The 25,288-nt window shown below is 71.4% G+C and carries 24 protein-coding genes and 1 tRNA gene; 16 read left to right on the top strand and 9 right to left on the bottom strand.

All coding sequences use genetic code 11. The features are described from left to right. Position 1: 1 nt before the first annotated feature. Both rsmA and IE250_RS16880 read left to right on the top strand, forming a co-directional pair. Positions 2-982: a 16S rRNA (adenine(1518)-N(6)/adenine(1519)-N(6))-dimethyltransferase RsmA gene (gene rsmA / locus IE250_RS16885; protein WP_189670466.1), complete on the top strand. Its 981-nt coding sequence runs from the start codon at positions 2-4 to the stop codon at positions 980-982. Then, positions 979-1,929 carry a 4-(cytidine 5'-diphospho)-2-C-methyl-D-erythritol kinase gene (locus IE250_RS16880; protein WP_189670465.1) on the top strand — a complete coding sequence of 317 codons (951 nt, stop codon included), beginning with the start codon at positions 979-981 and terminating at the stop codon, positions 1,927-1,929. The genes rsmA and IE250_RS16880 overlap by 4 nt, the downstream gene beginning before the upstream one ends. 32 nt (positions 1,930-1,961) lie before the next feature. Here the strand turns inward: IE250_RS16880 and IE250_RS16875 are convergent, their stop codons facing one another. Both IE250_RS16875 and IE250_RS16870 read right to left on the bottom strand, forming a co-directional pair. Continuing rightward, positions 1,962-2,852 (bottom strand): acetylxylan esterase, encoded by an 891-nt coding sequence (locus IE250_RS16875; protein WP_189670464.1) that lies wholly within the window; start codon positions 2,850-2,852, stop codon positions 1,962-1,964. An 86-nt stretch (positions 2,853-2,938) separates the two neighbouring features. Continuing rightward, positions 2,939-3,928, bottom strand: coding sequence for an acetylxylan esterase (locus IE250_RS16870; protein ID WP_189670463.1), 990 nt, complete (start codon positions 3,926-3,928; stop codon positions 2,939-2,941). A gap of 102 nt (positions 3,929-4,030) precedes the next feature. Here IE250_RS16870 and IE250_RS16865 point away from each other — a divergent pair, with 102 nt between their 5' ends. Next, on the top strand, positions 4,031-5,890 hold the full coding sequence (locus tag IE250_RS16865; protein WP_189670462.1) for an ABC-F family ATP-binding cassette domain-containing protein: 1,860 nt from the start codon (positions 4,031-4,033) through the stop codon (positions 5,888-5,890). After that, the gene (locus IE250_RS16860; protein WP_189670461.1) at positions 5,887-6,351 is read left to right on the top strand and encodes an Lrp/AsnC family transcriptional regulator; all 465 of its coding nucleotides are present in this window, start codon (positions 5,887-5,889) and stop codon (positions 6,349-6,351) included. Before IE250_RS16865 ends, IE250_RS16860 begins: the two co-directional genes overlap by 4 nt. Positions 6,352-6,358: 7 nt before the next feature. Here IE250_RS16860 and IE250_RS16855 read toward each other — a convergent pair whose 3' ends face one another. Together IE250_RS16855 and IE250_RS16850 are read right to left on the bottom strand one after the other, a co-directional pair. Beyond that, positions 6,359-7,285 (bottom strand): S66 peptidase family protein, encoded by a 927-nt coding sequence (locus tag IE250_RS16855; RefSeq protein WP_189670460.1) that lies wholly within the window; start codon positions 7,283-7,285, stop codon positions 6,359-6,361. A gap of 56 nt (positions 7,286-7,341) precedes the next feature. Continuing rightward, a complete protein-coding gene (locus tag IE250_RS16850) occupies positions 7,342-7,866 on the bottom strand; it encodes a MarR family winged helix-turn-helix transcriptional regulator (protein ID WP_229872534.1) in 525 nt (174 codons plus the stop codon). A 52-nt stretch (positions 7,867-7,918) separates the two neighbouring features. On the opposite strand from IE250_RS16850, the gene IE250_RS16845 reads away from it, so the two are divergent. The 3 genes from IE250_RS16845 (at position 7,919) to IE250_RS16835 (ending at position 10,221) form a co-directional block, all read left to right on the top strand. Beyond that, positions 7,919-8,638, top strand: coding sequence for an SDR family NAD(P)-dependent oxidoreductase (locus tag IE250_RS16845; RefSeq protein WP_189670458.1), 720 nt, complete (start codon positions 7,919-7,921; stop codon positions 8,636-8,638). A gap of 367 nt (positions 8,639-9,005) precedes the next feature. Continuing rightward, positions 9,006-9,536 carry a peptidoglycan-binding domain-containing protein gene (locus IE250_RS16840; protein WP_189670457.1) on the top strand — a complete coding sequence of 177 codons (531 nt, stop codon included), beginning with the start codon at positions 9,006-9,008 and terminating at the stop codon, positions 9,534-9,536. 1 nt (position 9,537) lies between these two features. Further along, positions 9,538-10,221: a hypothetical protein gene (locus tag IE250_RS16835; RefSeq protein ID WP_189670456.1), complete on the top strand. Its 684-nt coding sequence runs from the start codon at positions 9,538-9,540 to the stop codon at positions 10,219-10,221. 79 nt (positions 10,222-10,300) lie between these two features. On the opposite strand, the gene lat is transcribed toward IE250_RS16835, so the two are convergent. Next, positions 10,301-11,608 (bottom strand): L-lysine 6-transaminase, encoded by a 1,308-nt coding sequence (gene lat / locus IE250_RS16830; protein ID WP_189670455.1) that lies wholly within the window; start codon positions 11,606-11,608, stop codon positions 10,301-10,303. A 56-nt stretch (positions 11,609-11,664) separates the two neighbouring features. After that, positions 11,665-12,885: an MFS transporter gene (locus tag IE250_RS16825; protein ID WP_189670454.1), complete on the bottom strand. Its 1,221-nt coding sequence runs from the start codon at positions 12,883-12,885 to the stop codon at positions 11,665-11,667. Between the two features lie 156 nt (positions 12,886-13,041). Between IE250_RS16825 and IE250_RS16820 the strand changes: the two genes are divergently transcribed. Further along, a complete protein-coding gene (locus IE250_RS16820; protein WP_189670453.1) occupies positions 13,042-13,458 on the top strand; it encodes a hypothetical protein in 417 nt (138 codons plus the stop codon). A 59-nt stretch (positions 13,459-13,517) separates the two neighbouring features. Here IE250_RS16820 and IE250_RS16815 read toward each other — a convergent pair whose 3' ends face one another. After that, a complete protein-coding gene (locus IE250_RS16815; RefSeq protein ID WP_189670452.1) occupies positions 13,518-14,021 on the bottom strand; it encodes a MarR family winged helix-turn-helix transcriptional regulator in 504 nt (167 codons plus the stop codon). A 100-nt stretch (positions 14,022-14,121) separates the two neighbouring features. Between IE250_RS16815 and IE250_RS16810 the strand changes: the two genes are divergently transcribed. Beyond that, positions 14,122-15,183 (top strand): maleylacetate reductase, encoded by a 1,062-nt coding sequence (locus IE250_RS16810; RefSeq protein ID WP_229872533.1) that lies wholly within the window; start codon positions 14,122-14,124, stop codon positions 15,181-15,183. Then, positions 15,180-16,382, top strand: a complete 1,203-nt coding sequence (gene lhgD, locus IE250_RS16805; RefSeq protein WP_189670450.1) for an L-2-hydroxyglutarate dehydrogenase — start codon at positions 15,180-15,182, stop codon at positions 16,380-16,382. Before IE250_RS16810 ends, lhgD begins: the two co-directional genes overlap by 4 nt. Before the next feature lie 566 nt (positions 16,383-16,948). On the opposite strand, the gene IE250_RS16800 is transcribed toward lhgD, so the two are convergent. Next, positions 16,949-17,551 (bottom strand): TetR/AcrR family transcriptional regulator, encoded by a 603-nt coding sequence (locus IE250_RS16800; RefSeq protein WP_189670449.1) that lies wholly within the window; start codon positions 17,549-17,551, stop codon positions 16,949-16,951. A gap of 231 nt (positions 17,552-17,782) precedes the next feature. Here IE250_RS16800 and IE250_RS16795 point away from each other — a divergent pair. The 6 genes from IE250_RS16795 to pth all read left to right on the top strand — a co-directional run bounded on the left by IE250_RS16795 (position 17,783) and on the right by pth (position 23,437). Continuing rightward, a tRNA-Gln gene (locus tag IE250_RS16795) sits at positions 17,783-17,857 on the top strand. A gap of 93 nt (positions 17,858-17,950) precedes the next feature. After that, a complete protein-coding gene (gene glmU, locus IE250_RS16790; RefSeq protein ID WP_229872572.1) occupies positions 17,951-19,531 on the top strand; it encodes a bifunctional UDP-N-acetylglucosamine diphosphorylase/glucosamine-1-phosphate N-acetyltransferase GlmU in 1,581 nt (526 codons plus the stop codon). Beyond that, complete coding sequence (locus IE250_RS16785) at positions 19,531-20,514, top strand: ribose-phosphate diphosphokinase (protein ID WP_189670447.1); 984 nt, start codon at positions 19,531-19,533, stop codon at positions 20,512-20,514. The genes glmU and IE250_RS16785 overlap by 1 nt, the downstream gene beginning before the upstream one ends. Positions 20,515-20,619: 105 nt before the next feature. Further along, the gene (locus IE250_RS16780) at positions 20,620-21,825 is read left to right on the top strand and encodes a glycosyltransferase (protein ID WP_189670446.1); all 1,206 of its coding nucleotides are present in this window, start codon (positions 20,620-20,622) and stop codon (positions 21,823-21,825) included. Between the two features lie 220 nt (positions 21,826-22,045). Beyond that, positions 22,046-22,654 carry a 50S ribosomal protein L25/general stress protein Ctc gene (locus IE250_RS16775; RefSeq protein ID WP_189670445.1) on the top strand — a complete coding sequence of 203 codons (609 nt, stop codon included), beginning with the start codon at positions 22,046-22,048 and terminating at the stop codon, positions 22,652-22,654. Between the two features lie 177 nt (positions 22,655-22,831). Further along, positions 22,832-23,437 (top strand): aminoacyl-tRNA hydrolase, encoded by a 606-nt coding sequence (gene pth / locus IE250_RS16770; protein ID WP_189670444.1) that lies wholly within the window; start codon positions 22,832-22,834, stop codon positions 23,435-23,437. Between the two features lie 78 nt (positions 23,438-23,515). Here the strand turns inward: pth and IE250_RS16765 are convergent, their stop codons facing one another. Beyond that, the gene (locus IE250_RS16765) at positions 23,516-25,228 is read right to left on the bottom strand and encodes an amidohydrolase family protein (RefSeq protein ID WP_229872532.1); all 1,713 of its coding nucleotides are present in this window, start codon (positions 25,226-25,228) and stop codon (positions 23,516-23,518) included. Positions 25,229-25,288: the final 60 nt, after the last annotated feature.

Raw genomic sequence — 25,288 nt, 5'->3', positions numbered from 1 at the left:
CATGAACGACATCCCAAGCGCCCTGCTCGGTCCGGCGGAGATCCGCGACCTGGCAGGGCGCTTGGGCGTTCGGCCCACCAAGACCCTGGGCCAGAACTTCCTGCACGACGGCGGAACGGTCCGCAAGATCGTGCGCATCGCCGGGCTGAAGCCCGGTGAGCGGGTCGTCGAGGTCGGGCCCGGGCTGGGGTCCCTGACCCTCGGCCTGGTGGAGGCCGGCGCCTCGGTCGTGGCGATCGAGATCGACCCCGTGCTGGCCGGCCAGATCACCCACACGGTGCAGGCGCGGTTCCCGGACGCCGACTTCGAGGTGGTGCTCTCCGACGCGATGCACGTCACCGCACTGCCCGGCGAGCCGCCGACGGCGCTGGTGGCGAACCTCCCGTACAACGTGGCCGTCCCGGTGCTGCTCACCATGCTGCAGCGGTTCGACTCGCTCGAACGCGTGCTCGTGATGGTCCAGGCCGAGGTGGCCGACCGGATCGCCGCCGTGCCGGGCTCCAAGATCTACGGCATCCCGTCGGTGAAGGCCGCCTGGTACGCGTCGGCCCGCCGGGCCGGGACCATCGGGCGCAACGTCTTCTGGCCCGCCCCGAACGTCGACTCGGCGCTCGTCCACCTGGAGCGCCGGGACCCGCCGTCGACCACCGCACCGCGCGAGCGGGTGTTCGCGGTCGTGGACGCCGCGTTCGCGCAACGCCGCAAGACGCTGCGGGCCGCGCTGTCGGGGCTGTTCGGCTCCGGTGTCGCCGCCGAGACCGCGCTGCGCGCAGCGGGCGTGGACCCGAGCGCGCGGGGTGAGACGCTGGCCGTCGAGCAGTTCGCGCGTATCGCGGAACAGCTTCCCCCGGTCGCGCGGGTCGAGCCCTCGCCGGTGGTCGAGCCTGTCGAGACCTTGGATCTCGACAAGCTCGATCAGCGTGGGAACAAGCTTGATCAGCGAGGGAGCGAGCACGTTCAGCGGGGGGAGGGGGCCGAGTGATCCCGCGCCTCGCGGCGGCCCCGTCGCCGTCGGTCCGTGTCCGCGCCCCCGGCAAGGTCAACCTCGCGCTGCGCGTGGGGCCCGTCGGCGACGACGGATACCACCCGCTGGCGACGATCTTCCAGGCGGTGTCCCTGTTCGAGGAGGTCACGGCCACCCAGGTGGCGCCCGGCTCCGGCATCTCGCTCACCGTCTCGGGCCCCCAGGCCGACTCCGTCCCGACCGACGAGACCAACCTCGCCTGGCGCGCCGCCGGGCTGCTTGCCGAGCGCACCGGCCTGGCGGCCGACGTCAGGCTGCACATCACCAAGGGCGTGCCGGTCGCGGGAGGCATGGCCGGCGGGTCCGCCGACGCAGCCGCCGCACTCGTGGCGTGCGACGCGCTCTGGGAAGCCGGCATGCCCCGCCCGGAGCTCGTCGAGATGGCCGCCGAGCTCGGGGCGGACGTGCCGTTCTCGCTGCTGGGTCACACCGCCGTCGGCACAGGGCGGGGCGACCTGCTGACCCCCGCGATGACGCGCGGCGAGTTCCACTGGTGCTTCGCCACACAGCGTGAGGGCCTTTCGACGCCCACCGTGTTCCGGCGGTTCGACGAGCTGGCCGGCCCGTCGACGCCGAGAGTGGCGCCCACCGACGACACCGAGCTCATGCACGCGCTGCGCGCCGGGGACGCGGTGGCGCTCGGCAAGGCGCTGCACAACGACCTGGAGGCCCCGGCTCTGGACCTGCGGCCCGAGCTCGCCGAGGTGATGGAGGTCGCCAGCGAGTCGGGGGCGCTAGGCGTGATCGTGTCCGGGTCTGGCCCCACGGTCGCCGCGCTGGGCAGGTCCCGGCAGCACGCGCTGGCGCTGGGCGCCGCGTGGACGGCGGCCGACGTCGTCGACGCGGTCTGGTGCGCGATGGGCCCCGCCCCGGGAACCCAGATCGTGACCTCACTCTCCCGCTGACCACTCCGCCGAGAGGGGACGAAGGGAGAGGGTCAGTAGTGAATCTGTGGGACGAAGACGTTTGTCAGGTTCGTGTGCGCCGCGATCCAGCGGGTGCGGCGGGTCGCGAGGTTGGTCTCGGTGGTCAGCACGCACTCGACCACCCGCTCGACCGACCCCGTCATCGCGCTGAGCGCGAGGGCTGCGTTGAAGCCCCACTCCTCCAGCAGCACCTGGGCACCCGCACCCTGCGTGAGCTGCAGCGGCGTGCTCGCGCGGCGCGCGAACGCGACCAGCGAGTCCTTGTGTGCGGCCGGGATGTCGCCCTCGACCAGGGCGCACGCGAGGTCGGGCAGCAGCCCCGCCGCCGCGACGGCGGCCGCGGCCACCGGACCGGTGCCGAGCACCGCTATGCGTGAGGGATCCACGGTCGCCAGGGTGCGCAGTGCCTGCACCGCCCGGACGGCGTCGGTGAAGACGCCCCGGTTGTAGGGATCGTCGAGGTCGTCCTGAGGCAGCTCGACCACGAGGTGCGCGAACCCGCCGGACGCGAGCCACTCCAGGTCGCGCCCCGCGGCACGGCCGGCGGGCCGCAGCTCGACCAGGCCGGGCAGGGTCGCGCCCGCCCCTACCGGAGTGGTGAGCCAGCCCGTCACAGGCCGGCTCTCGAACCCGGCGAAGGTCACGGACTCGGCCATGAGATCCCGGGAGCGAGCCGAGGCGGCGGCCAGCACGGGCGCGACCTCGATGTCGCGGTGCGCGGCGAGCGTCTCGAACCAGAACAGGTCGAAGTCCACGGGCTCGTCGGTTGCGGGCGGCGCAGCCGGTGCCACCGTGACGAGCGGCAGGTCGAAGTTCGCCGGCTCGTCGGTAGTCGGGGCAGCCGGCTGCGCGGGCGACGAGGGCGAGAAGGCCGTGATGGGCGGCAGGTCGAAGTCAGGCACTGGGGAGACCTCCGGAAGGTGGGCGTGCGCTGGGAGCGTACCGCCAGTCGGTATCTGGTAAATTTCCGGTTCGCCCGCGGCGATCGTCAGATGATCTTGCCGAGCCACTCGAGCTTGCGCGGGAACCGGTAGTCGCCGCCGCCCTCGTGGCTGTTGTACGGGTAGACGTCGATCTCCTTGGTGACCGTCTCACCGTGCCCCGGCGCCCAGCTGTTGAACGCCGCGTACACCGTGGACGGCGGGCAGGTCCCATCCATGAGCGCCACCGAGAACAGTCCGGCCGAGCGGGCCCGCCGGGCGAACGACACCCCGTCCAGGTAGGAGAAGGTGCGCCAGACCTGCACCTCGACCGCCGGGTCGCGGTACACGGAGAGGTACTGCGTGATCTCGCCGTACGGGAGGCTGTCCGTGATCGACACCGCCCGGCGGTAGTGGCACAGGAACGGCACGTCGGGCATCGCGGCCACGACGTCCGGCACGAGGCCGGCCACCGCGATGGTGATGCCGCCGCCCTGGCTGCCGCCGCTCAGCGCCACGCGCGCCGGGTCGAGACCCGGGATGGCGCGCGCCGCGTCGACGGCGCGGGCGCCGTCGGTGAAGACGCGGCGGTAGTAGTGGTCGTACGGGTCGAGCACGCCGCGGGTCATGAACCCCGGGGACGCCGGCCCGGACCCCACCGGGTCCGGCGTCGAGCCGCCGGTGCCCCAGCCCGAACCCTGGCCGCGCGTGTCCATCATGAGATGCGCGTAGCCGGCCGCGGCCCAGTGGATGTGCTCGTGCGGCAGGCCCCGCCCGCCCCCGTAGCCCTGGTACTCGACCACCACGGGCAGGTCGCCGTCGGCGTGCGCCGGCCGCGTCAGCCAGGCCTTGACGGGGTGCCCGCCGAACCCGGGGAACGTGACGTCGTCGACCAGGATCTCGGTCAGCCCGATGTCGATGCGCTCCACCTTCGGCGCCTCGTCGTACGTGCGGGCCTCGGCCAGGGTCGTCGACCAGAACTCGTCGAAGTCGCCTGGCTCGTCGAGCTCCGGGAGGTACGTCTCGAGATCGGACAGCGGCATGTCGAACTGGGCCACGTGGGTGCTCCTCGCGTAGTCGTTCTGCTGGGATCGACGGCGGAGTCCTCCGGCTCGGTCGTCGTCGACCGGCAGAGCGTAGCGCGCGACTACGCTTGTGAGGTGGCACATCTTCTCGGCGCAGACGGCATCGCGCTGACCATCGGCACTCGCACCCTCCTGTCCGACGTCTCCCTCGGGCTCGACGACGGCGACCGCATCGGCGTGGTCGGCCCCAACGGCGCGGGCAAGTCCACCCTGCTGCGCATCCTCGCGGGCACCTCGCAGCCCGACGGCGGACGGGTCACCAAAGTGGGCGGCTCCACCCTGGGCATGCTGGACCAGCGCGACGAGCTCGCGGAAGACGCCACGGTGCTCGACCTCGTGCACGGCGACGCCGAGACGCACGTCTGGGCGTCGGAGGCCCGGATCCGCGAGGTCCACGACGGCCTGCTCGCCGACCTCGCCTGGGACGCCCCGGCCGCGAAGCTCTCGGGCGGACAGCGCCGGCGCGTGGCGCTCGCGGCCCTGCTCGTGCAGGACCCGGACGTGCTGCTCCTCGACGAGCCCACCAACCACCTCGATGTCGAGGGCGTGGCGTGGCTCGCAGCCCACCTCCGCGAGCGGTACGGGCGTCCCGGCACGACCGGTGCGCTCGTGGTCGTGACGCACGACCGCTGGTTCCTCGACGAGGTCTGCTCCCGCATGTGGGAGGTGCGCGGCGACGGGACCGGCGCCATCGACGGGTACGAAGGCGGATACGCGGCCTACATCCTGGCGCGCGCCGAGCGGGCCCGCCAGGCCGCGACGGCCGCGGAGAAGCGGGACAACCTGCTGCGCAAGGAGCTCGCGTGGCTGCGCCGCGGGGCGCCGGCCCGCACGTCCAAGCCGAAGTTCCGGCTCGACGCCGCGTCCGCGCTGATCGACGACGAGCCGCCGCCGCGGGACTCGATGGAGCTGACCCGCATGGCGACGCGGCGGCTGGGCAAGGACGTTCTGGACCTGGAGTCGGTCAGCGTGACGGTCCCGGGCAAGGTCCTGTTCGACGACGTGACCTGGCGGCTGGGCCCCGGCGACCGGTACGGCGTCGTCGGCGTCAACGGTGCGGGCAAGACCACGCTGCTCGCGCTGCTCGCCGGCCGGCGAGCCCCGGACTCGGGCCGGGTCAAGCGAGGCAAGACCATCCACGTGAAGGAGCTCTCCCAGGACGTCGCCGAGCTGGACGACGTCGGAGACCTGAAGGCCGTCGAGGTGATCGAGCAGGAGAAGGGCCGGGTGGTGGTCGACGGCAAGGAGCTCACCGCGGCGCAGCTCACCGAGAAGCTCGGCTTCACGCGGGAGCGGGCCTACACGCCGGTGCGCGACCTGTCCGGCGGCGAGCGGCGTCGGCTCCAGCTGCTGCGGCTGCTCGTTGCCGAGCCCAACGTGCTGCTGCTCGACGAGCCCACCAACGACCTCGACACCGACACGCTCGCCGCCGTCGAGGACCTGCTGGACGGGTGGCTCGGCACGCTCATCGTCGTCTCGCACGACCGGTACCTGCTGGAGCGGGTGGCGGACCGGCAGGTCGCGCTGCTCGGCGACGGGACCATCCGCGACCTGCCCGGGGGCGTGGAGGAGTACCTGCGGCTGCGGGCCGCGGCGAAGGCCGCGGGCGCATCGGCCTCGGGCACGCCTGCCGGTTCCGGCACGGGCTCGGCTGGCGGCGGCACGACGTCGGGCGCGGCCTCGGCGTCGGGCGGCGCCGCTCCCGGCGAGGAGTTCTCGCAGCGTGACATTCGCGCTGCGCAGAAAGAGGTCTCCCGAATTGAGCGTCGACTTGGGAAGATTGCCCAGAAGGAGGCCGAGCTGCACGAAACAATCGCACAGCAGGCAACGGACTACCAGGCTGTCGCGCGGCTGGACGCGGAGCTCCGCGAGCTCGTGAACGAACGCGACGAGCTCGAGGCTGCCTGGTTGGAAGCGGCGGAGGTGGCGGGATGACCGACAACGAGCTGGCACCGCTCGACGGCGTGGATCGAGCACTCGTGGACGCGTTGCGCAAGGACGGTCGCACCACGCTCGCGGTGCTGTCCGAGATCTCGGGACTGTCCCTGTCCGCGGTACAGGTGAGGGTGCGAAAGCTGGAGGCGCGCGGCGTCATCACGGGCTACCGGGCGGTGATCAACCCCGAGGCCGTCGGGCTGCCCCTCTCCGCGTTCATCGAGATCACGCCGCTGGACCAGGCGCAGGAGGACGACGCGCCCGAGCGGCTGCGCGGCATGGCCGGGATCGAGTCCTGCTACTCGGTGGCCGGCAACGCGAACTACCTGCTGACCGCGCGCGTGTCGTCGCCGCGGGCGCTGGAGGAGCTGCTCGGGAAGATCCGCCGCACGGCGAAGGTCTCCACGAAGACCACGGTGGTGCTGCAGACGTACTTCGAGGGCCAGACGGCCGAGCCCTAGTCCCGCGTCAGCGCGACGCGAGGGCCGGCTGGTCCAGCGTGAGCGTGCCGGCGGAGGCGTCCAGCTCGGCGGACACGCCCAGCGGAACGGTGAGCGGGTCCGGACCGTGACCGAACCCGAGCTCGCTCAGGATCGGGATGCCGAGCGACCCCAGCAGGTCCCGGACCACCGGCTCGACCGGTTCGCAGTCCTGCCACGAGCCCAGCACCACGCCGAGCGCGCCGTCGAACCAGCCCGCACGCAGCAGGTGCGTGAGGAACGAGTCGATCCGGTAGGCCCGCTCGTCGATGTCCTCCAGCAGCACGATCCCGCCCGCGGCGGACGACGGCGTGGCGCCGACGCCGATGGACGTCGTCAGGAGCGAGAGGCAGCCGCCGGTCGTGATCCCGCGGGCCGTGCCGCCGACCAGGGCTTCCGCATGCGGGCCGGCGAGAACCTGGGCGGTCTCCGGTTCGAAGAGGGTGCGCCGGAGGTGCTCGCGGGCGGGCTCGGACTTGACGAAGGAGAGCGTTCCCGGCATCGGGCCGTGCAGCGACACCAGCCCGAGGCGGGCGGCGACCGCCTGGTGCAGCACCGTGCAGTCGCTGTACCCGACGAGCACCTTGGGGTCGGCGGCGGCGAGCGCGTCCCAGTCGACGAGGTCGATCATCCGCGCCGCCCCGTATCCGCCGCGCGCCGCGACCACAGCACGGACGTCGGGATCGAGCCAGGCCTCCTGGAAGTCGGCGGCGCGGGCCTCGTCGGAGCCTGCCAGGTACCGGTGGCCCGGATGTGTGTCTCGGACGTGCGGCATCACCTGCACGTCGAGGCCCCAGTCACGGAGGTGGGCAACGCCTTCGTCGAGCCGGTCGGCCGGTACCGGACCCGACGGGGCGACGACGGCGACGGTGTCGCCCGGACGGAGTCGCGGCGGGCTGGTCAAGGGCCACAGCATGCCGCCGAGATTACCGTTCGAGCCGGGAACCGCCTGCTGGGGCACTGCCCTTGCACTCAGGTGAACGGTTCATCCAGTGCTGCTGCGAGCCGGCCGAGCAGCCCGGACAGCGCTCGGCGGTCCTCTGCCGACAGACCGGCGATCAGCTCCTCCTCGTGCGTGAGCAGCTCGCGCACTGCGCGCTCGACGAGCTCGTGCCCCGCGTCGGTCAGGGTTACGGCAACGGCGCGCCGTCTGGCGTCGGACGGCGCGCGTACCACCAGCCCGTCGCGTTCCGCCCGCGCGATCCGCTGCGAGATCGCCCCGGCGGTGACGAGCGTCTGCGCCGCAAGCTCTCGCGTCGTCAGCGACCACGGTCTGCCCGAGCGCCGCAGGGTGCTCAGCAGGTCGAGCGTCGCGGGATCCAGCCCGATGCGGTGCAGGGTCCGGCGCCGGTCGTCCGCCAGGGCTTTCGCGACCCGCCACAGCGGCGTGATCACACCGATCGACGACACCGGGACTCCTGGCAGCTCACGTTCCCACGCCGCGGCGATCGCCTCGGGCGGAACGGCCGCCGTGGAGTCGAAGGGGTACTCGGTCACGCGCGCCTCCTGTACGTTTAGGCCTAAACATATACGAGATGGGGGAGACGACATGCCCAGACTTGTTCTTGTCACCGGCGGGTCCGGCGGCATTGGCGCGGCGGTGGCGCGCCAGTTCGTCGAACAGGGGGACAGCGTCGTGATCACCGGCCGCGTCGCCGCCCGGCTCGACCAGGCGGCGGAGGCGTCGGGCGCGCGCGGGGTGCGCTGCGACGTCGGACAGCCGGACGACGTCGAGGCGCTCATGGCACAGCTTGACGCTCCCGTCGACGTGCTGGTGGCCATGGCTGGCGGCAACACGGACTTCGACCGGCCCGAGCCGGCCGACCTCGCCGGGGTGGCCGAGGGCTGGCGCGCCAACATCGAGGCGAACCTGCTCAGCACCGTTCTGGTCGCGACCGCGGCCCTGAAGGACATGCCGGCCGGCGGCGCCGTCGTCACCGTCGGCTCGATCGGCGCCGAGTACGCCGGTACGTCGTACGGCGTCGCCAAGGCGGCGGTGCAGGCATGGACCGCGGGGCTGTCGGCGGCCGTCGGCCCGCGCGGCATCACGGCCAACTGCGTGGCGCCCGGCTACATCGCGGACACGGGGTACTTCAAGGGCCGGCTCACGGACCAGCGCCGAGACCGCCTGGTCGCCGCCACGCATGACGGGCGCCCCGGCCTGCCCGCCGACGTCGCGACCCTGGTCACGTTCCTCGCCTCGCCGGCGGCCCGCCACATCACTGGGCAGACGCTGCACGTCAACGGGGGTGCGCACACGACACGGTGACGCCGCCCACGGGTGCCGAACCGCACGATGCGCGTCTAGCTGGTCGCTGGCAGCTGCCGAACCGCAACGTCAACGTTCATCCGGGTGTCGAGGCGAAAGCTGATCGTCCATCAGCGGTCGGATGGAGCGGCAGGTTGCGGCTCGGCGCGACGATCGACGGGCAGGTTGCGGCTCGGCGCGACGGCGGACCGGCGGGTTGCGGTTCGGCGCACGACGCCGGCCGGGAGCCGGTGCCCCGGCGAAACCCGCCTCCGACGCGGCGCTATTTCTCCCGGTGCGTCGCTTCCGTCTTTTAAGAGCGGATTGTTACGCTCGCGATCGCCAGCCACATCGCCCGGCTTCGGGCAGACGAAGGAGCGCCGCGGGAATGCCTACCACCCGAACCTGGCTGCAGGCGGGCGGTGGGACCGTAGCCGCTGCCCTGATCGTCGCTGCCGTGGTGCAGGCCATGAACTCGAGCGCCACCTGGGTGTCGAACGACCCCGTCGGCGAGTGCGGCAAGACGTCCGGCGGTGAGGTGGTCGCGGCTCAGAACGTCCTGTCGGCCGCCACCGGGCTGAAACCCGTGGACGGGTCGTGGGACAGCGAGTCGGAGGTCGCCACCAAGGCGTTCCAGGCGTACAACGGCCTGCCCGTCAACGGCTGCGTGGACACCAGCACCTGGGTCACCATGCGCGCGCTGGCGATCTCCGTGTGCGATCCCGAGTACAGCTGCCAGGGCCCTGACCACCGCATCCGCTACGCCGCGCCGGGCGGCTCGCGCGAGGCGTACTTCGCGGAGAACGACTGCGACTGGGGCTCGTACGTGCAGCCCGGCCTGGCGCGGAGCCCGGTCGCGTCGAACAAGGTCATCGCCCTGTCGCGGGACGCCGTCACCGAGATCGAGTGCGGTGGCTGACGTGGTCACCACTATCGACGAGCCGAGGATCCGGCCGGAGTGGCTGCTCGGCGGGGCTGTGACGCTGCTCGGCGCGATCATCATCATCGTGGTCACGCTCGTGATCGGGGCAGGGGAGGACGAGCCTGCCGTCGTCCCGGCGGATGCCACCGAGCTGACGGCCGGCACCTGTGCCGAGGACCTGCGTCAGCCGCACTGGGTGCCCGACGCCGTCCGGCGCGCCGTGGCCGAGTGCCCCGCCGACATCTCGGCCGGGATCGGCCGCACGACGGCCGAGGACCACCTCGGCACCTGGATCACCTACACGTTGCCCGGGGCCGACAACGTGGAGACGTTCCGCGGCGGACCGGGCCTCGCGTGGCCCGAGGAGGAGGTCCGCTCCGGCGCGTACCACCCGGCGTCGGCCATCACGTTCGTGGCGTATCCGGGGTCCGCCGAGCTGTCCGACGAGCTGTCCGGCGACAACGTGACGGTCGAGACGCAGGACCTCAAGGAGTCGGGCCAGGACGTCCGGGTGACCCGCGTGGACAACAACGGGTTCGGCCCGGTGCGGCTCGAATGGACCGACGACGCCGGCTCCTACGTGCTGCTCGGCACCATCGGCCGCACGCCCACGGGGAACGCGGGGCCGACGGTGGCCGAGCTGATCCGCATCGCGGACAGCGTCGCGGCCGAAGACGAGTGACCTTCGCTTGGTTGTGGGCGTGATCGTTGCGCCTAAAACGGGCGCATAGTCGCAACGATCACGCCCACAGCCAAGGGGGTCAGAGGGTCTCGGTCAGGACCTCGTCGAGTGCCCGCACGCCGGCATCCAGCGCCTCGGTGGTGACCGTCAGCGCCGGGCGGAACCGGACCGACCGCTCGCCGCAGCCGAGCAGCAGCACGTTCCGCTCGGTGAGCGCGGACAGTACCCGGTCGCGCACCTCGCGGGACGGCAGCGTCAGCGCGCACATGAGGCCCTTGCCGCGGACGTCGGTCACGCCGTCGTGCCGGGTGGCCAGCTCGGTGAGCGCGTCGTGGAGCAGCTTGCCCATGGTGCGGGCCCGGTCCACCAGTCCCTCGGCCTCGTAGGTCTCGAGGATCCGGCGCGAGCGCACCATGTCGGTGAGGTTGCCGCCCCAGGTCGAGTTGATGCGCGACGAGACGGCGAACGCGTTGTCCGGCACCTCGTCCACCCGGCCGCCGGCCATGATGCCGCAGACCTGCGTCTTCTTGCCGAACGCGACGACGTCGGGGCTGACGCCGAGCTGCTGGTACGCCCACGTGGTGCCCGTGATACCGGCGCCGGTCTGGACCTCGTCCACGACGAACAGCGCGTCGAACTCCCGGCACAGCGCCTGCATGCCCTGGAGGAACGACGGGCGGAAGTGGTGGTCGCCGCCCTCGCCCTGGATGGGCTCCATGATGAACGCCGCGATGTCGTGCGGGTTGGCCTCGAACGCCGCACGGGCGGCCCCGAGCGCCGCGGCCTCGGCCGCGTCCATGTCCTTGCCCTCGGCGATGTACGGGGAGGGGATGCGCGGCCAGTCGAACTTGGGGAACCGCGCGACCTTGCCCGGTTCGGTGTTCGTGAGCGACATCGTGTACCCGGAGCGGCCGTGGAACGCGTGCTCCAGGTGCATCACCTGCGTGCCGAGCTCGGGGGAGCGGCCGTTCGCCTCGTTGAGCCGCGACTTCCAGTCGAAAGCGACCTTGAGCGCGTTCTCGACGGCGAGTGCTCCGCCGTCGATGAAGAAGAGGTGCGGCAGGGCGGGATCGCCGAGCACGCGTGCGAACGTGTCGGCGAAGCGCGCCATCTCGACCGTGTAGATGTCGGAGTTGGACGGCTTGTTGATCGCCGCTGTGGCCAGCTCCTCGCGGAACGCGGGATCGTCCGCCAGCGCGGGGTGGTTCATGCCGAGCGGGGAGGAGGCGAAGAACGTGAACAGGTCGAGCCACTCGCGACCGTCACGCGCGTCGACGAGCGTGGAGCCGTGCGACCGGGTGAGGTCGAGGACGAGGTCGAACCCGTCGACCAGGAGGTGCTCGCGGAGGGTGGGGAGCACTGCGGTGGGCTCAAGATGTGTCGTCATGCTGGAACCGTAGGCAATGATCCTGCCAAGATACAACGGCAATGGAAAAGTTCCCGTTAGGGCGCCGTGCGCCACCGGTGTCTGGTCGCCACCAGCTCCGCTGTCCCCAGCGCCAGCGTGGACCCGAGCATCACCAGGAGCGCCGCGGTCCAGCCGCCCGACGCCGCGTGCACCGCGCCGATCACGGCGGGAGCGGACGCGGCCACGGCGTACCCGAACGCCTGCACGGTCGCTACCGTCCGGCGGGTCTGGGCCACCGTGCGGCACTGTTGCGCCACGACAGTGAAGATCACCACGAAGTTCCCGCCCTGGGCGATGCCCGCGAGGCTCACCCACAGCAGCCACCACTGCGGAGCCAGCAGCAGGCCCGCGGGCAGGGCCACCCACAGCAGCCCCATCACCACCGCGGCGCCGCGCATCGGCACGCGAGCGGCCAGCGCGAGCGGGACCAGGACGCTGCCCGCGATCGCGAGACCCTGGAACGGTGCCGCCGCGTTGCCCGCAGTGGTCACGGACACGCCCAGCAGGTCACGCAGCAGCTCCGGCAGCCAGGCCGTCACCGCGAAGTACGAGAACGACTGCCCCGCGAACGCCACCGTCAGGACCCAGGTGATCGGGCGGCGCAGCACACCGCCCCAGGTCTCGTCCGGCCGTTCGGTGCGAGCGGCACCGTCGGTCACCCGAGTGACGTGTGTGTCTGACATGCGGCGGGTGGTGATCAGCCACACGGCTAGCGCCACCACCGCCACGAGCGACCACGAGGCGACCGCACCCTGCCAGCCCAGCAGCGCCGCGAACGGCGCGGTGAGCGACGTCGCCAAGACCGACCCGAGATTCATCGTCGACGAGTACAGGCCCGTCGCCAGCGCCGTCCTGGCCGGGAAGTCCCGCGCGATGATGACCGGCACCACCACGTTGCCGACGGTGATCGCCGAGCCGAGCACGACGGTCCCCGCGAAGGCCGCCACCACACCTGCCGTCCCCGAGCCGGCGGACCGGATCAGCGTCCCCGCGATGACCCCGACCAGGGCGACGGTGACCGCCGCGTACGGGCCGGCGCGAGCGATCAGGGTCGACGCCGCCGGTGCCACCACGCTGAAGCAGAGCGCCGGGATGCCCACGAGCAGACCGGTGAGGGTCTGGTCCAGGCCGAGCCCGGTCGCGACGTCCGCCATCACCGGCGGGAGGGATGTGATGGGGGTGCGCAGGTTCAGCGCGAAGACGAGGACCGCGATGAGCAGCGCGGAGCCGCCGGCCGCTGTGCGGATGGTGCTCATGATGGCGTCATTGTGCGGGAAGGGGCAGCTGGTCGCGCCGGGCGTCCATCGCATCGCCACACTGTGGCCTGATCGCTGCCCAGGATCTCCAAGAGGAATTGCGGCTTTCCCGCTAGATTGGGCGACCGGTCAGGTCCGGAACAACTGAGGTGTCGAATGATCCAGCGGCAGGTCTTCCGAGGCGTGGGAGCACTCGTCGGCGTACTCATGCTGTCGGGATGTGGCTTCGACATCGGCAAGCTCGACTACTCGGAGCCCGAGTTCGTGGGCTCCTACGTCGCCGACGGGTCCGCTACCGTCGTGGCGCTCGGCGAGGACCGGACGTTCACGGCCGTCGGGGTCCCGGGCGAGGTGCTCGACGGCGCGGTCGCCGGTGCCCCCTCTGAGATCGAGGGCACCTGGAAGTACGTCTCGAAGAGCTCCGCGGACCACGTCGAGCTGACCGTCACCGACGCCGACGGCATGCCGGCGAAGCAGGGCGAGGTGCCGCTGTACGTCGCCGACGCCGACGACCTCTTCTTCCTGCCCGACCAGCTCGGCCGCGAGAAGATCATGGTGAGCCGGAGCCGCTGAGCTCGTCACCACGGTCGGATCACGGCGTCAAGATCCAGCCCGGATCTGGCAGACGCGCCCTAGTCGTCGAACTGGGCGGTCACCGTGCGCAGCAGCGCCGCGAGCTGCGGGCGCTCCGCGGGGGACAGGGCGGTCAGCACCTTGGCCTCGATGTCGAGCAGGTCGCTCATGGCCGCGTCGACCCGCGCCAGACCCTCGTCGGTGAGCTGCACCAGGACGCCACGCCGGTCGTCCGGGGAGCGGTGCCGCTGCACGAACCCGCGCGACTCCAGGCGGTCGATCCGGTTGGTCATGGTCCCGCTGGTGACCAGGGTCTGCGTGACGAGCGTGCCGGGCGACAGCCGGTACGGCTCACCGGCGCGGCGCAGCGCCGAGAGCACGTCGAACTCCCAGGTCTCGAGGCTGTGCCGGGCGAACGCGGTGCGGCGCGCGAGATCAAGATGGCGGGCCAGCCGGGACACCCGACTGAACACCGTCAGGGGTTCGAGCTCGAGGTCGGGACGCACGTGGCGCCACGCGGCGACGATGCGGTCGACCTCGTCGGCGGGACCTGTGTGCTCCATGGCGAGAGGCTACCGGATATCTCGATATCAAGAATCTCGACCGGGCCAGAGTGACGCACCCCGTGGTCCGAGGCACTGCGCGACCGTAGGCTCAGCCCTCGTGGGAACAGATATCAGGGTGCACCAGGTGTACGCCGGCCGGGTACTGCAGGGCGCCGGCGCGCGGGCTCTCGTACCGGACGAGATCGAACGGCTCGGGGCGCAGCGGGTGCTGCTCGTTGCGGCGCCGTCGTCGGCCGAAGGGACGCAGGACCTGGCAACGGCGCTGGGGGAGCGGTATGCCGCGACCTTCGGGCGCCCGGCGCAGCACAGCCCGGTCGAGGTGACCGCCGAGGCGCTCGCCGTGGCCAGGGAGGTGCGGGCGGACGCCATCGTCGCGATCGGCGGCGGGTCGGCGATCGGGCTCTCGAAGGCGCTCGCCATCCGGACCGGCATGCCGCAGGTCGCGGTGCCCACCACCTACGCCGGCTCGGAGGTGACGCCCGTGCTCGGGGAGACCGAGAACGGCGTCAAGACGACGCGGCGCGACCCGGCCTTTGCACCCGGCACCGTCGTGTACGACCCGGAGCTCACGCTGTCGATGCCGCGCGGGCTGACGCTGACCTCGGCGCTCAATGCGCTGGCGCACGCCGTCGAGGCGCTGTGGGACACCGAGGCGAGCGCCGCGACCCGCGCGTACGCCGTGGAGGCGGCGGACGGCATCCTCTCCGCGCTTCCCGTGGTGCTCGGCCGCCTGTCCGACGTCGCCGCGCGTGCCCGGCTCCAGGAGGCGGCGTGGCTGGCGGGCGCGTGCCTGGCGCAGGCGCGGATGGGCCTGCACCACCAGCTCGCGCACGTGCTCGGCGGTACCTTCGGCCTGCCGCACGCGGAGCTGCACGCCCTGCTCCTGCCGCACGTGATGCGGTTCAACCTGGTCGCGGCGACCGATGCGGCGGCGCGGCTGGCCCGGGTGGCGGACGGCGACCCGACCCACGCGGTTGCGGCACTCGCGGCCATGCACGAGGGCCCGACGACGCTCGGCGCACTCGGCCTGCCCCGCGCGGCGTTGCGCGAGGTAGCCGAGAGGGTGGCGGCCAGCCCCTATCCAAACCCGCGCCCGGTGACCGCTGACGCGGTGGAGGGTCTGCTGCTCGCGGCATGGCGAGGGGAACTCGTTCGATGAGCACTGTCGGCGTGGTCGGCGGCGGGATCCTGGGGCTGGCCGTGGCCCGCGAGGTCATCCGCCGCCGTCCCGGGACGCGTGTGGTCGTGCTGGAGAAGGAGGACCGGCTCGGCGTGCACCAGACCGGGCACAACTCCGGCGTCGTCCACGCGGGGATCTACTACCGGCCGGGCAGCCTCAAGGCGACACTGTGCGCCCGGGGACGTGACCTCCTCAAGGAGTACTGCGCCGAGCGCGGACTGCCGTACGAGGAGTGCGGCAAGCTCGTGGTCGCCGTCGACGAGGCCGAGCGTGGCCGGTTCGACGCGCTCGAGAAGACTGCCCTCGCGAACGCGGTGCCCGGCCTGCGGCGGCTCGACGGCGCGGAGATTGCGGAGATCGAGCCGCACACGTCCGGGCTCGCCGCTCTGCACTCGCCGCGCACCGCGATCACCGACTACGTTGCGGTGGCCCGCGCGCTGGGCGCCGACATCGTCGCGGCGGGCGGCGAGGTGCGGCTGGGCGCTCCGGTGTCCGACGTCGTGCGGGCCGGCGGGCGCATCGAGGTGCGCCACGGCTCGTCGGACGGCGGCCGCTTCGTCGCCGTCGACCGGCTGGTCGTGTGTGCCGGCCTGCACGCTGACCGGTTCGCCCACCTGGACGGTGAGCAGTCGCCCCGCATCGTCCCGTTCCGCGGCGAGTACATGACTGTGGTCCCCGCCAAGCAGGACCTGGTGCGCGGCATGGTCTACCCGGTGCCGGACCCGCGATATCCGTTCCTCGGCGTGCACTTCACGCGTCGCGTGACGGGCGAGCTGGAGGTGGGCCCCAACGCGGTGCTCGCGCTGCGCCGCGAGGGCTACCGCGGGACCCTGCCCAGCGCGCGTGACGTGCGCGACATCCTTACCTGGCCCGGCTCGTGGCGCATGGGCGCCCAGCACTGGCGCACCGGCATCCGCGAGATGACAGGCTCGGCGTCCAAGCGCGTCTACATGCGCGCCGCCCAGCGGTACGTGCCCGCCATCGGCGTGGGCGACGTCGTCCGCGGGAGGGCCGGCGTGCGCGCCCAGGCCGTCGAGCTCGACGGCAGCCTGCTGGACGACTTCCGCATCAACAGCTCGGGCGGCGTGACCGTGGTCCGCAACGCGCCTTCGCCGGCCGCCACGTCCAGCCTGGCCATCGCCGAGCACGTGGTGGAGCGGGCCTTCGACCGGCCGTGACCGCACCCCCGCCGATAGCCCGCCGACCGCAGCGCAAGCCCAAGATCCCGCCTAGCGAGCGAGACGGAATGTGTCCGGTTTATGGCGCTGCGTGTTTCGATTCCGGGCCCACTATCACAGGGTGAAACAGGGCGCGTATTAAAGCCAAACATACATTTCCCGTTGCAGAGTCCGGGTGGTGTGCTTAATGTGTGGACGCGAACCCGTTCGGCTCGCAGGTGATCATCCTGTGATTCCCGTTTTCCGGAAGGAATAGCACCATGTCTGTCGTTGACGTTCTCACCACGCTGCTCGACTCGGCCCTCATCACCCTGGCGCAACTCCGCGCCATCCTGGGTCTCTGAGCAGTGCAAACGCCGCGCGGTTAACCCCGAAGCGGCACTAGATACATCCCCAGTCAAACGAACACCTCCCGTGGAATGCCACGGGAGGTGTTCGTTCTTTTGCGCGCGCACACATTGTTTCCCCAGTGCAAGAATGGCTGTCCTTCGGTCATTTCGCCGGCAGACCGGCATTTCGCCGCAGGTATTGACGCCCCGTCAGTGCGTGCGGCTACTACAGGCTTATCAGCGCGACAGCTTCGTCAGCACGGGCTTCTTCTCCATGTTGTGCAGGCCGTTCCATGCCAGGTTCACCAGATGGGCCGCGACCTCGGTCTTCTTGGGGCTGCGTGCGTCCAGCCAGTACTGGCCGGTGAGTGCGATCATGCCGACCAGCATCTGCGCGTAGAGCGGTGCGGTCTTGGTCTCGAGCCCGTTCGACGCGAACTGGGGCTCAAGGATCGCCTCGACCTGGGTGGCGACGTCGCCGATCAGGCTGGAGAAGGTGCCGGTCGCCTGCGCGACGGGGGAGTCGCGCACGAGGATGCGGAAGCCGTCCTCGGACGACTCGATGTAGTCCAGGAGGGCGAGCGCCGTGCGCTCCAGCAGGACCTTCGGGTGGCCGCCGGAGCCGAGCGCTCCGGTCAGGGCGGCGGTGAGCGCCTGCACCTCGCGGTCCACGACCACGGCGTAGATGCCCTCCTTGCCGCCGAAGTGCTCGTACACGACGGGCTTGGAGACCTCGGCCCGGGCCGCGATCTCCTCCACGCTCGTGCCTTCGAAGCCTTTCTCGGCGAACAGCCCGCGGCTGACCGTGAGCAGCTGCTCACGGCGCTGACTGGCCGTCATGCGAGGTCGGTGAGTACGTCGGTTGTCGGCGGCCATGGGGTTCATTGTGCCTGAGGGGCAGTTCCGGACGTGCCTGGATCAGGGGGCGGAACGGGTCCCGCGGTGAACGGTGTGGCTGACGACTCGCCAAGTGCGGCAGGGGCATGCCCGAGGACCTGGCAGACTGTTCACGGACGTGCGACGGTGGCACCCGCCCGCTTCGGGTCACGACGGAGCCCCCCGCGCGCCCGGTCCGCCTTGGTGTAATCGGCAGCACAGAGGTTTTTGGTGCCTTTAGTCCAGGTTCGAATCCTGGGGGCGGAGCCATCCGGATCTGACGAACCCACGATCGGAGCACTCGTGACCGAGACACCTCAGCCGGCAGCAGTCATCGTTCTCGCCGCCGGCCAGGGCACCCGTATGAAGTCCGCGTTGCCGAAGATCCTGCATCCGCTCGGCGGCAAGCCGATGGTCGGGCACGCGCTGACCGCCGCTCGCGAGCTCGAGCCGGCGCAGGTCGCCGTGGTGATCCGGCACGAGCGCGACCTGGTCGCGGAGGCCGTCGGGCAGCTCGACCCGGGCGCGATCCTGGTGGACCAGGACGACATCCCCGGCACGGGCCGCGCGGTGCAGTGCGCACTGGCAGCGCTCGACTCCAAGGCGCAGGCGGCAGCGGCCGCCGCGGGCATCGCCGACGGCGAGGTCGTGGGCGACGGCGTCGACGGGCCCGTCGTGGTGGTCGCGGGCGACGTCCCGCTGCTCGACGGCGCCACGCTCGGCCAGCTCCTGTCGGCGCACCATGCGGACGGCAACGCCGTCACGATCCTGACCACCGAGGTCGCCGACGCGACCGGCTACGGCCGGATCGTCCGCGAGAAGGACACCGGGGACGTGCTCGAGATCGTGGAGCACAAGGACGCGACCGCGGACCAGCTCGAGATCCGGGAGATCAACTCCTCGGTCTACGTGTTCGACGCCGCCACGCTGCGCCGCGGCCTGGGCGGTCTGAACAGCAAGAACGCGCAGGGCGAGGTCTACCTGACCGATGTCGTCGCGTTCGCCCGTGCCGAGGGCCACCACGTGCGGGCGCTGCTCGCCGACGACCCGATGCTGGTCGAGGGCGTCAACGACCGGGTGGCGCTCTCCGTACTGGCGCGCGAGATGAACCGCCGCATCGTCGAGGAGTGGCAGCGCGCCGGCGTCACCGTGCAGGACCCGGCCACCACCTGGATCGACGTCGACGTCGAGCTCGCCCCCGACGTCACGATCCTGCCGAACACGCAGCTCAAGGGCGCCACCGTGGTCGCGACGGGCGCCACGATCGGCCCGGACACGACGCTGACCGACGTAGAGGTCGGCCCCGGCGCCACGGTGATCCGCACGCACGGGTCGCTCGCCATCATCGGCGAGGGCGCGTCCGTGGGGCCGTTCGCTTACCTGCGCCCCGGCACGCAGCTGGGCCGCAAGGGCAAGATCGGCACGTTCGTCGAGACCAAGAACGCCGAGATCGGCGAGGGCAGCAAGGTGCCGCACCTGTCGTACGTGGGTGACGCCACGATCGGCGAGCACACCAACATCGGCGCCGCGTCCGTGACCGTGAACTACGACGGCGTGCACAAGCACCGCACGGTGATCGGCTCGCACGCACGCACGGGCGCGGACAACATGTTCGTCGCGCCGGTGACTGTGGGCGACGGCGCGTACACCGCCGCCGGGTCGGTGATCCGCCGCGACGTGCCGGCGGGCGCGCTCGGCGTCACGGCCGGGCAGCAGCGGAACATCGAGGGCTGGGTCGCCCGTCGTCGGCCGGGGACGGCAGCGGCGGACGCCGCCACGAACGCCAACGGCAGGACGTCCGGACTCGGTGACCAGGCACAGCGGCAGCTCGCCGAGCAGAATGCAGCCGGGGCCCCCACGGCCCCGCAGGCCGCGGCCGCTCAGGCCGAGCCGGCCGACCAGGCCCCCGTACCTGGGGCCGACAAGGAAGGAAAGTCCCACTGATGTCCAGCACCATTCCCGGCCCGAACCGTCACCCGCTCGTTCTCGCAGCAGGTCGTGCACACCCCGAGCTGGCGAAGAACGTCGCGAAAGAGCTGGGCATCGACCTCCTGGGCGTGTCCGCCTACGACTTCGCCAACAGCGAGACCTACGTGCGCTTCAGCGAGTCCGTGCGCGGCATGGACCTGTTCCTGCTGCAGTCGCACACGATGCCGGTCAACCAGTGGATCATGGAGCAGCTGCTCATGGTCGACGCCGCCAAGCGCGCCTCGGCGCACTCCGTCACTGTCGTGGCGCCGTTCTTCGGCTATGCCCGCCAGGACAAGAAGAGCCGCGGCCGCGAGCCGATCTCGGCCCGGCTCATCGCCGACCTGTTCAAGACGGCGGGCGCGGACCGCCTGATGAGTGTCGACCTGCACACCGCGCAGATCCAGGGCTTCTTCGACGGCCCCGTGGACCACCTGTGGGCGATGCCGATCCTCGTCGACTACGTGCGCACCCGCGTGGACGTCGAGAACGTCACAGTCGTCTCGCCCGACGCCGGCCGCATCCGCGTCGCCGAGATCTGGGCCTCCAAGCTGGGCGGCGGCCCGCTCGCGTTCGTGCACAAGACGCGCGACGTCACGCGGCCCAACCAGTCCGTCGCCAACCGCGTGGTGGGCGACGTGCAGGGCCGGGACTGCGTGCTGGTGGACGACCTCATCGACACCGGCGGCACGATCGCCGAGGCCGTCAAGGTGATCATGGCTGCGGGCGCCAAGTCCGTGACCGTGGCGGCGACGCACGGCGTGCTGTCCGGCCCGGCCGCGCAGCGGCTCACGGACTGCGGGGCGCGCGAGGTCGTCGTGACCGACACCCTGCCGATCGAGGACGACCGCCGGTTCCCCAACCTCAAGGTGCTCTCCATCGCACCGCTGCTGGCGTCCGCGATCAACGAGGTCCACTCCGACGGGTCCGTGACCTCGCTGTTCGACGGCAACTCCTGATCTGCTCGATCGGGTGAACCTTTTTTCACGGGGCGCCGCAGGGCGGATACTTGACTCGGGCACGGTCGACGGGGACCGTGTCCTGACATCGATCTGGGAGGGTCAGTGACCGTCACCGTCGTGGTCCCTACGTTCAACGAGGGACCCAATGTCGCAGCACTCACCGAGCGGCTCTGCGCCGCGTTCGGGGTGCTGCCCGACGACGGTCGCCCCACCGGCGTCGTGCAGGGACCCGAGGGCGGTCCCGCCCCCGTGGGGGCGCCGGACCTGGCCGAGATCCTCTTTGTCGACGACTCGACCGACGACACGCCCGACCGGATCCGCGAGGTAGCGGCCACCGCCCCCGTTCCCGTGCGGCTGCTGCACCGGGAGAAGGCGACGGGCGGGCTGAGCGGCGCGGTCGTCGCCGGCCTGCGGACCGTGACCACCGAGTGGGCCGTCGTGATGGACGGCGACCTGCAGCACCCGCCGGAGCTCGTGCCCGCGCTCGTCACGCGCGGACAGGAGTCAGGGCTCGACATCGTGGTCGCTTCCCGGTACACCGGTGACGGCGACGCCGGCGGCCTCGACGGCTGGTGGCGGCACGGCGTATCGATCGGCTCGGCCCTGCTGGCGCGGTCGATGTTCCCCGTCCGGCTGCGCAACGTGACCGACCCGCTCACCGGGTTCTTCGCCACGCGGGTAGACCGGCTGGACCTCGACGCGCTGCACCCGCGCGGCTTCAAGATCCTGCTCGAGCTCCTCGCCCGCAACACGCTGGCCGTGGGGGAGGAGCCCTTCGTGTTCGGCGAGCGGTACGCCGGGCACTCCAAGGCGACCTTCAGGACGGGGCTGCGCTACCTGGAGCAGCTGGCGGCCCTCCGGTTCGGACGGATGTCGCGGTTCGCGATCATCGGCGGCTTCGGCGCCGTGCTCAACATCCTCATCCTGTGGGCCCTGACCGGGCTCAGCGTGCACTACGTGGTGGCGGCGGTGATCTCCGCCGTCGTGACGATCCTCATCAACTTCCTGCTGCAGGAGCGGTTCGTGTTCCGCGACCTGCGGAACGAGGGCCGCGGCACCTGGTCGCGGTTCGCGCACTCGTTCGCGTTCAACGGCACCGAGGCGGCCGTCCGCCTGCCCATACTGTGGTGGCTGGTCGAGTTCACCGGCATGTGGCCGGTGCTCGTACAGGCCGTCACGCTCGTCGTGGCGTTCCTGCTGCGGTTCGTGTTCCACGTCCAGGTGGTCTACAAGCCCCGCCGCACGCAGCCAGGGATCGTTGTCACACCACCAGTCGGTGCGGGCCGGGCTGACGAGCGGGTACAGTAGTCAGGTTGCCTCGGCGAGGGACGCATGACGGCCGCGGCGGGAGCTGATCCCGCAAGCACTCGGCCGGCGTCCGTGATCGACTGGGCGGCCGTCGGCGGCCTTGCGCGGAGTACCCCTCCAGCACTCCGCGCCACGTGCCCGCTCCGCGTCCGTCACGTGTCCCGCGCCGACGCAGCCGCCACCTTCGAGTTGCACACAGACCTTTCAGGAGTGAATTCCCATGGCCGAGATCAAGCTCGCCGCTGAGGCCCGTACCGAGTTCGGCAAGGGCGCTGCCCGCCGTATCCGCCGCGACAACAAGATCCCCGCCGTCCTGTACGGGCACGGCGGCGCCCCGGTGCACGTGACCCTGCCGGGCCACGAGTCCATGCTGGCGCTGCGCCAGACCAACGTGCTGCTCAACATCGACGTGGACGGCAAGGGCCAGCTGGCCGTCGCCAAGGACATCCAGCGCGACCCGGTCAAGAACACGATCGAGCACATCGACCTGCAGGTCGTGCGCGCCGGCGAGAAGATCACCGTCGACATCTCCGTGAACATCGTGGGCGAGTCGGCCCCCGGCACCATCCACCTCGTGGAGGAGCAGACGTTGTCGGTCGAGGCCGAGGCCACGCACCTGCCCGAGTCCGTCGACGTCTCCATCGAGGGCCTCGAGTCCGGCTCGCAGATCCACGCCGACGAGGTCACCCTCCCGGAGGGCTCGATCCTGCTCACCGACCCGAAGGCCGTCGTCGTGCTCGTCACCGAGCCGCGCGGCGAGGTCGGCGACGAGGGCGAAGAGTCGCCGGCGTCCGCCGCGTCTCCCGCCGAGGCGTCCTCGGAGGGCTGAGCCTCTGGCACCACCCAGAGCGTTCCGGCGTGAGCCGGAGCGCACCGGGCCGAGGTAGAACCGTCAGGCGCGCGCACGAGAAGATCGTGCGCGGCGCGGGTTCTGCCTCGGCCCGACCTGTTTCTGCTGATACTGCTGTGGCGTGAAAGGCTCCGTTGTCGTGGAAGGAACAGTGACATGAGCGACCGGCCCTGGCTCGTCGTCGGGCTCGGCAACCCCGGCCCCAAGTACGCCGGGAACCGGCACAACGTGGGGCAGATGGTCCTGGACCTGCTCGCGGAGCGCACCGGCGCGCGTTTCTCGAAGCACCCGCGCGCGCAGGCCGTCGTCGCGGAGGCGCGGCTCGGCGTGCTCCCCGGCGGGGCCCCGGGCCCGCGCGTGATCCTCGCGAAGCCGACCACGTACATGAACACGTCGGGCGGTCCGGTCAGCGCGCTCGCGAAGTACTACGACGTCGACGCCGACCAGGTGGTCATGGTGCACGACGAGGTGGACATCCCCTTCGACACCATCAAGCTCAAGATCGGCGGGGGCGAGGGCGGCCACAACGGGCTGCGCGACACCACCAAGGCGCTCGGCACCAAGGACTACTACCGGGTCCGGGTCGGCGTCGGCCGCCCGCCCGGCCGCATGGAGACGGCGGACCACGTGCTCAAGGACTTCTCGGGCACGGAGAAGAAGGATCTGCCGATCCTGGTGGACGACGCCGCCGACGCCGTCGAGCTGCTGGTCACCGAGGGGCTCCTGGCGGCCCAGGGCAAGTACCACGTGGCCAAGGCGTGATGCTCACGGTGGCCGAGCTCGTCGAGACCCAGTTCTCGACGGCTCGGCCACCGGAGCTGCTCAGCCGGCGGACGCGCCTCAGTGCCGCTCCGCCCCCGCCCACGTGGTCAGGTACGTCTCCGGGCCGCGGGACAGGCTGTCGATGATCTCCTGGCCGCCCACGAGGCGCAGGTCCTCGACGTAGTCGGGCACCAGCCCGTAGTGCGCGACACCGTCGACGTTGACGTCCCAGGTCTGCTCGCCGGTCGTCTGCCGGTCGAGCAGCGTCCCGCCGTCGAACGACCGGAACGGGTAGGTGACGGGGTTCGCCGCGGCGTCGTCCCTGGGCGGCGGCGTGCCGCCGAAACCGTTCATGTCGAAGCCGAACCCGATCCCCGCGCCATACCGGTCGCGCACGGGAGCGGTGCGGTTGTACTCCTCGACGAACTCGTGGGCGGCGTGGCCGTAGATCGTGGCGAACCCGCCGAGGGCGTAGAGCCGGTCGAGGTACCGCTCGTCCATCCAGGAGTGGGTCGACAGGACGCCGGGGTAGTCCACCTCCTCGAGGATGTCGAGGGTCTGGTCGGCGGCCTTCGCGCTCATGTGGTCGATCTCGACCATCATGTTGCGCTCGACCATCCCGCGGACGGCGTAGGCGCCCAGCCCGCTCAGGCCGCGCGTGTTGCAGAGCGTCCCTGGCGGGTAGAGGGGCAGGACGGGCGGGAGGTCGTCCTCCAGCGCGGGCGGCAGCTCACCGTTGCCGGGATTGTGGTCGTGCGGCTGGTCCGCGGGGCAGGAACGCGCGTCCCACCACGTGCCGGTGGAGAGGAACTGGCCGGCGTTGATGATCGTGCCCATGGACCCCTCGTCGAACCGCACGCCGCACAGCGCGTTGTCGAACTTGTGGCACAGGTACATCGAGCGGACGCCCAGGTCGTAGAGCTCGTCGAGGCCGGCGTCGATGTCGGCCCGGGAGCACTCCGGTATCCGGAGGGTCTGCTTGCAGCCGAACGGCTCCGACGTCTCGACGCCGAGCACGACGGCGAGCTTGCCCTCCTCGATCACCTGCCGCGCCTGCTCGCTGCTGGTCACTATCCGGAACCAGCCGCGGCCCGGCCCGCCGTACTGCGCGTCGACGTACGCCTGCAGGTCGTAGGTGTCCTGCGCCTGGCGCCGGATCGCCGTCATCTCGTCGCAGCTCTGGTGGGTGCCCGGGTTGATGGAGCACAGCAGGCCGTTGGTGACCAGGTCGTTGACGAGCACGCGCTGCCCGCCACGCCATGCCCGCTCCAGCCAGCGGTAGTACATCTGCTGGTGGGTGAGGGAGTCGTAGGCGGGCCAGTCGGCGAAGGTCGGCCAGCCGGTCGTGTCGTGGGTACCGATGGGCGAGCCGTCCCGGGTCAGGTTCTCGAGCAGCGCGCCGAGGCCGTGCGGCTCGTGCGACGGGCAGTCGCGGAGCGCGGTCTCGATCCCCTGCTCCGAGAACACCTTGCCGCAAACGGCTGCTCCGCCCATGCCGTCCTCCATGAAGAGGTGGCTGTGCGCGTCGATGAGGCCGTACACGGACCCGTCGGGCCGGGTGCCGGTGAAGGGCGTACCGGTCACGTTGACCTCGGACTCCGGGCTGGGGAGTACAGGTTCGGCCAGGGCTCGTTCGGCCAGGGCGGCCGGCTGCAGTCCCGTACCCGGCCCCGTGCTCGGCCCCGTGCTCGTGGCCGACGCCGGCATCACCACGATCGTCGCGCTGAGGCAGGCGGCGGTCACGGCGGTCAGGAGCACCGCCGTTCGTCTGGTGCGTCGCAGGCGTTGCACGAGACCTCCCGCTGGGCCGGGGCGAGGCCGGGGCTCCGCCGGTCACGACGGCGTCGTTGC

This window comes from Promicromonospora soli (assembly GCF_014653785.1).
In the GTDB taxonomy this organism is placed as follows: Bacteria; Actinomycetota; Actinomycetes; order Actinomycetales; family Cellulomonadaceae; genus Promicromonospora; species Promicromonospora soli.
Note: the sequence above shows the minus strand (reverse complement) of the source record. Positions and strands in the feature narration are given on the sequence as shown.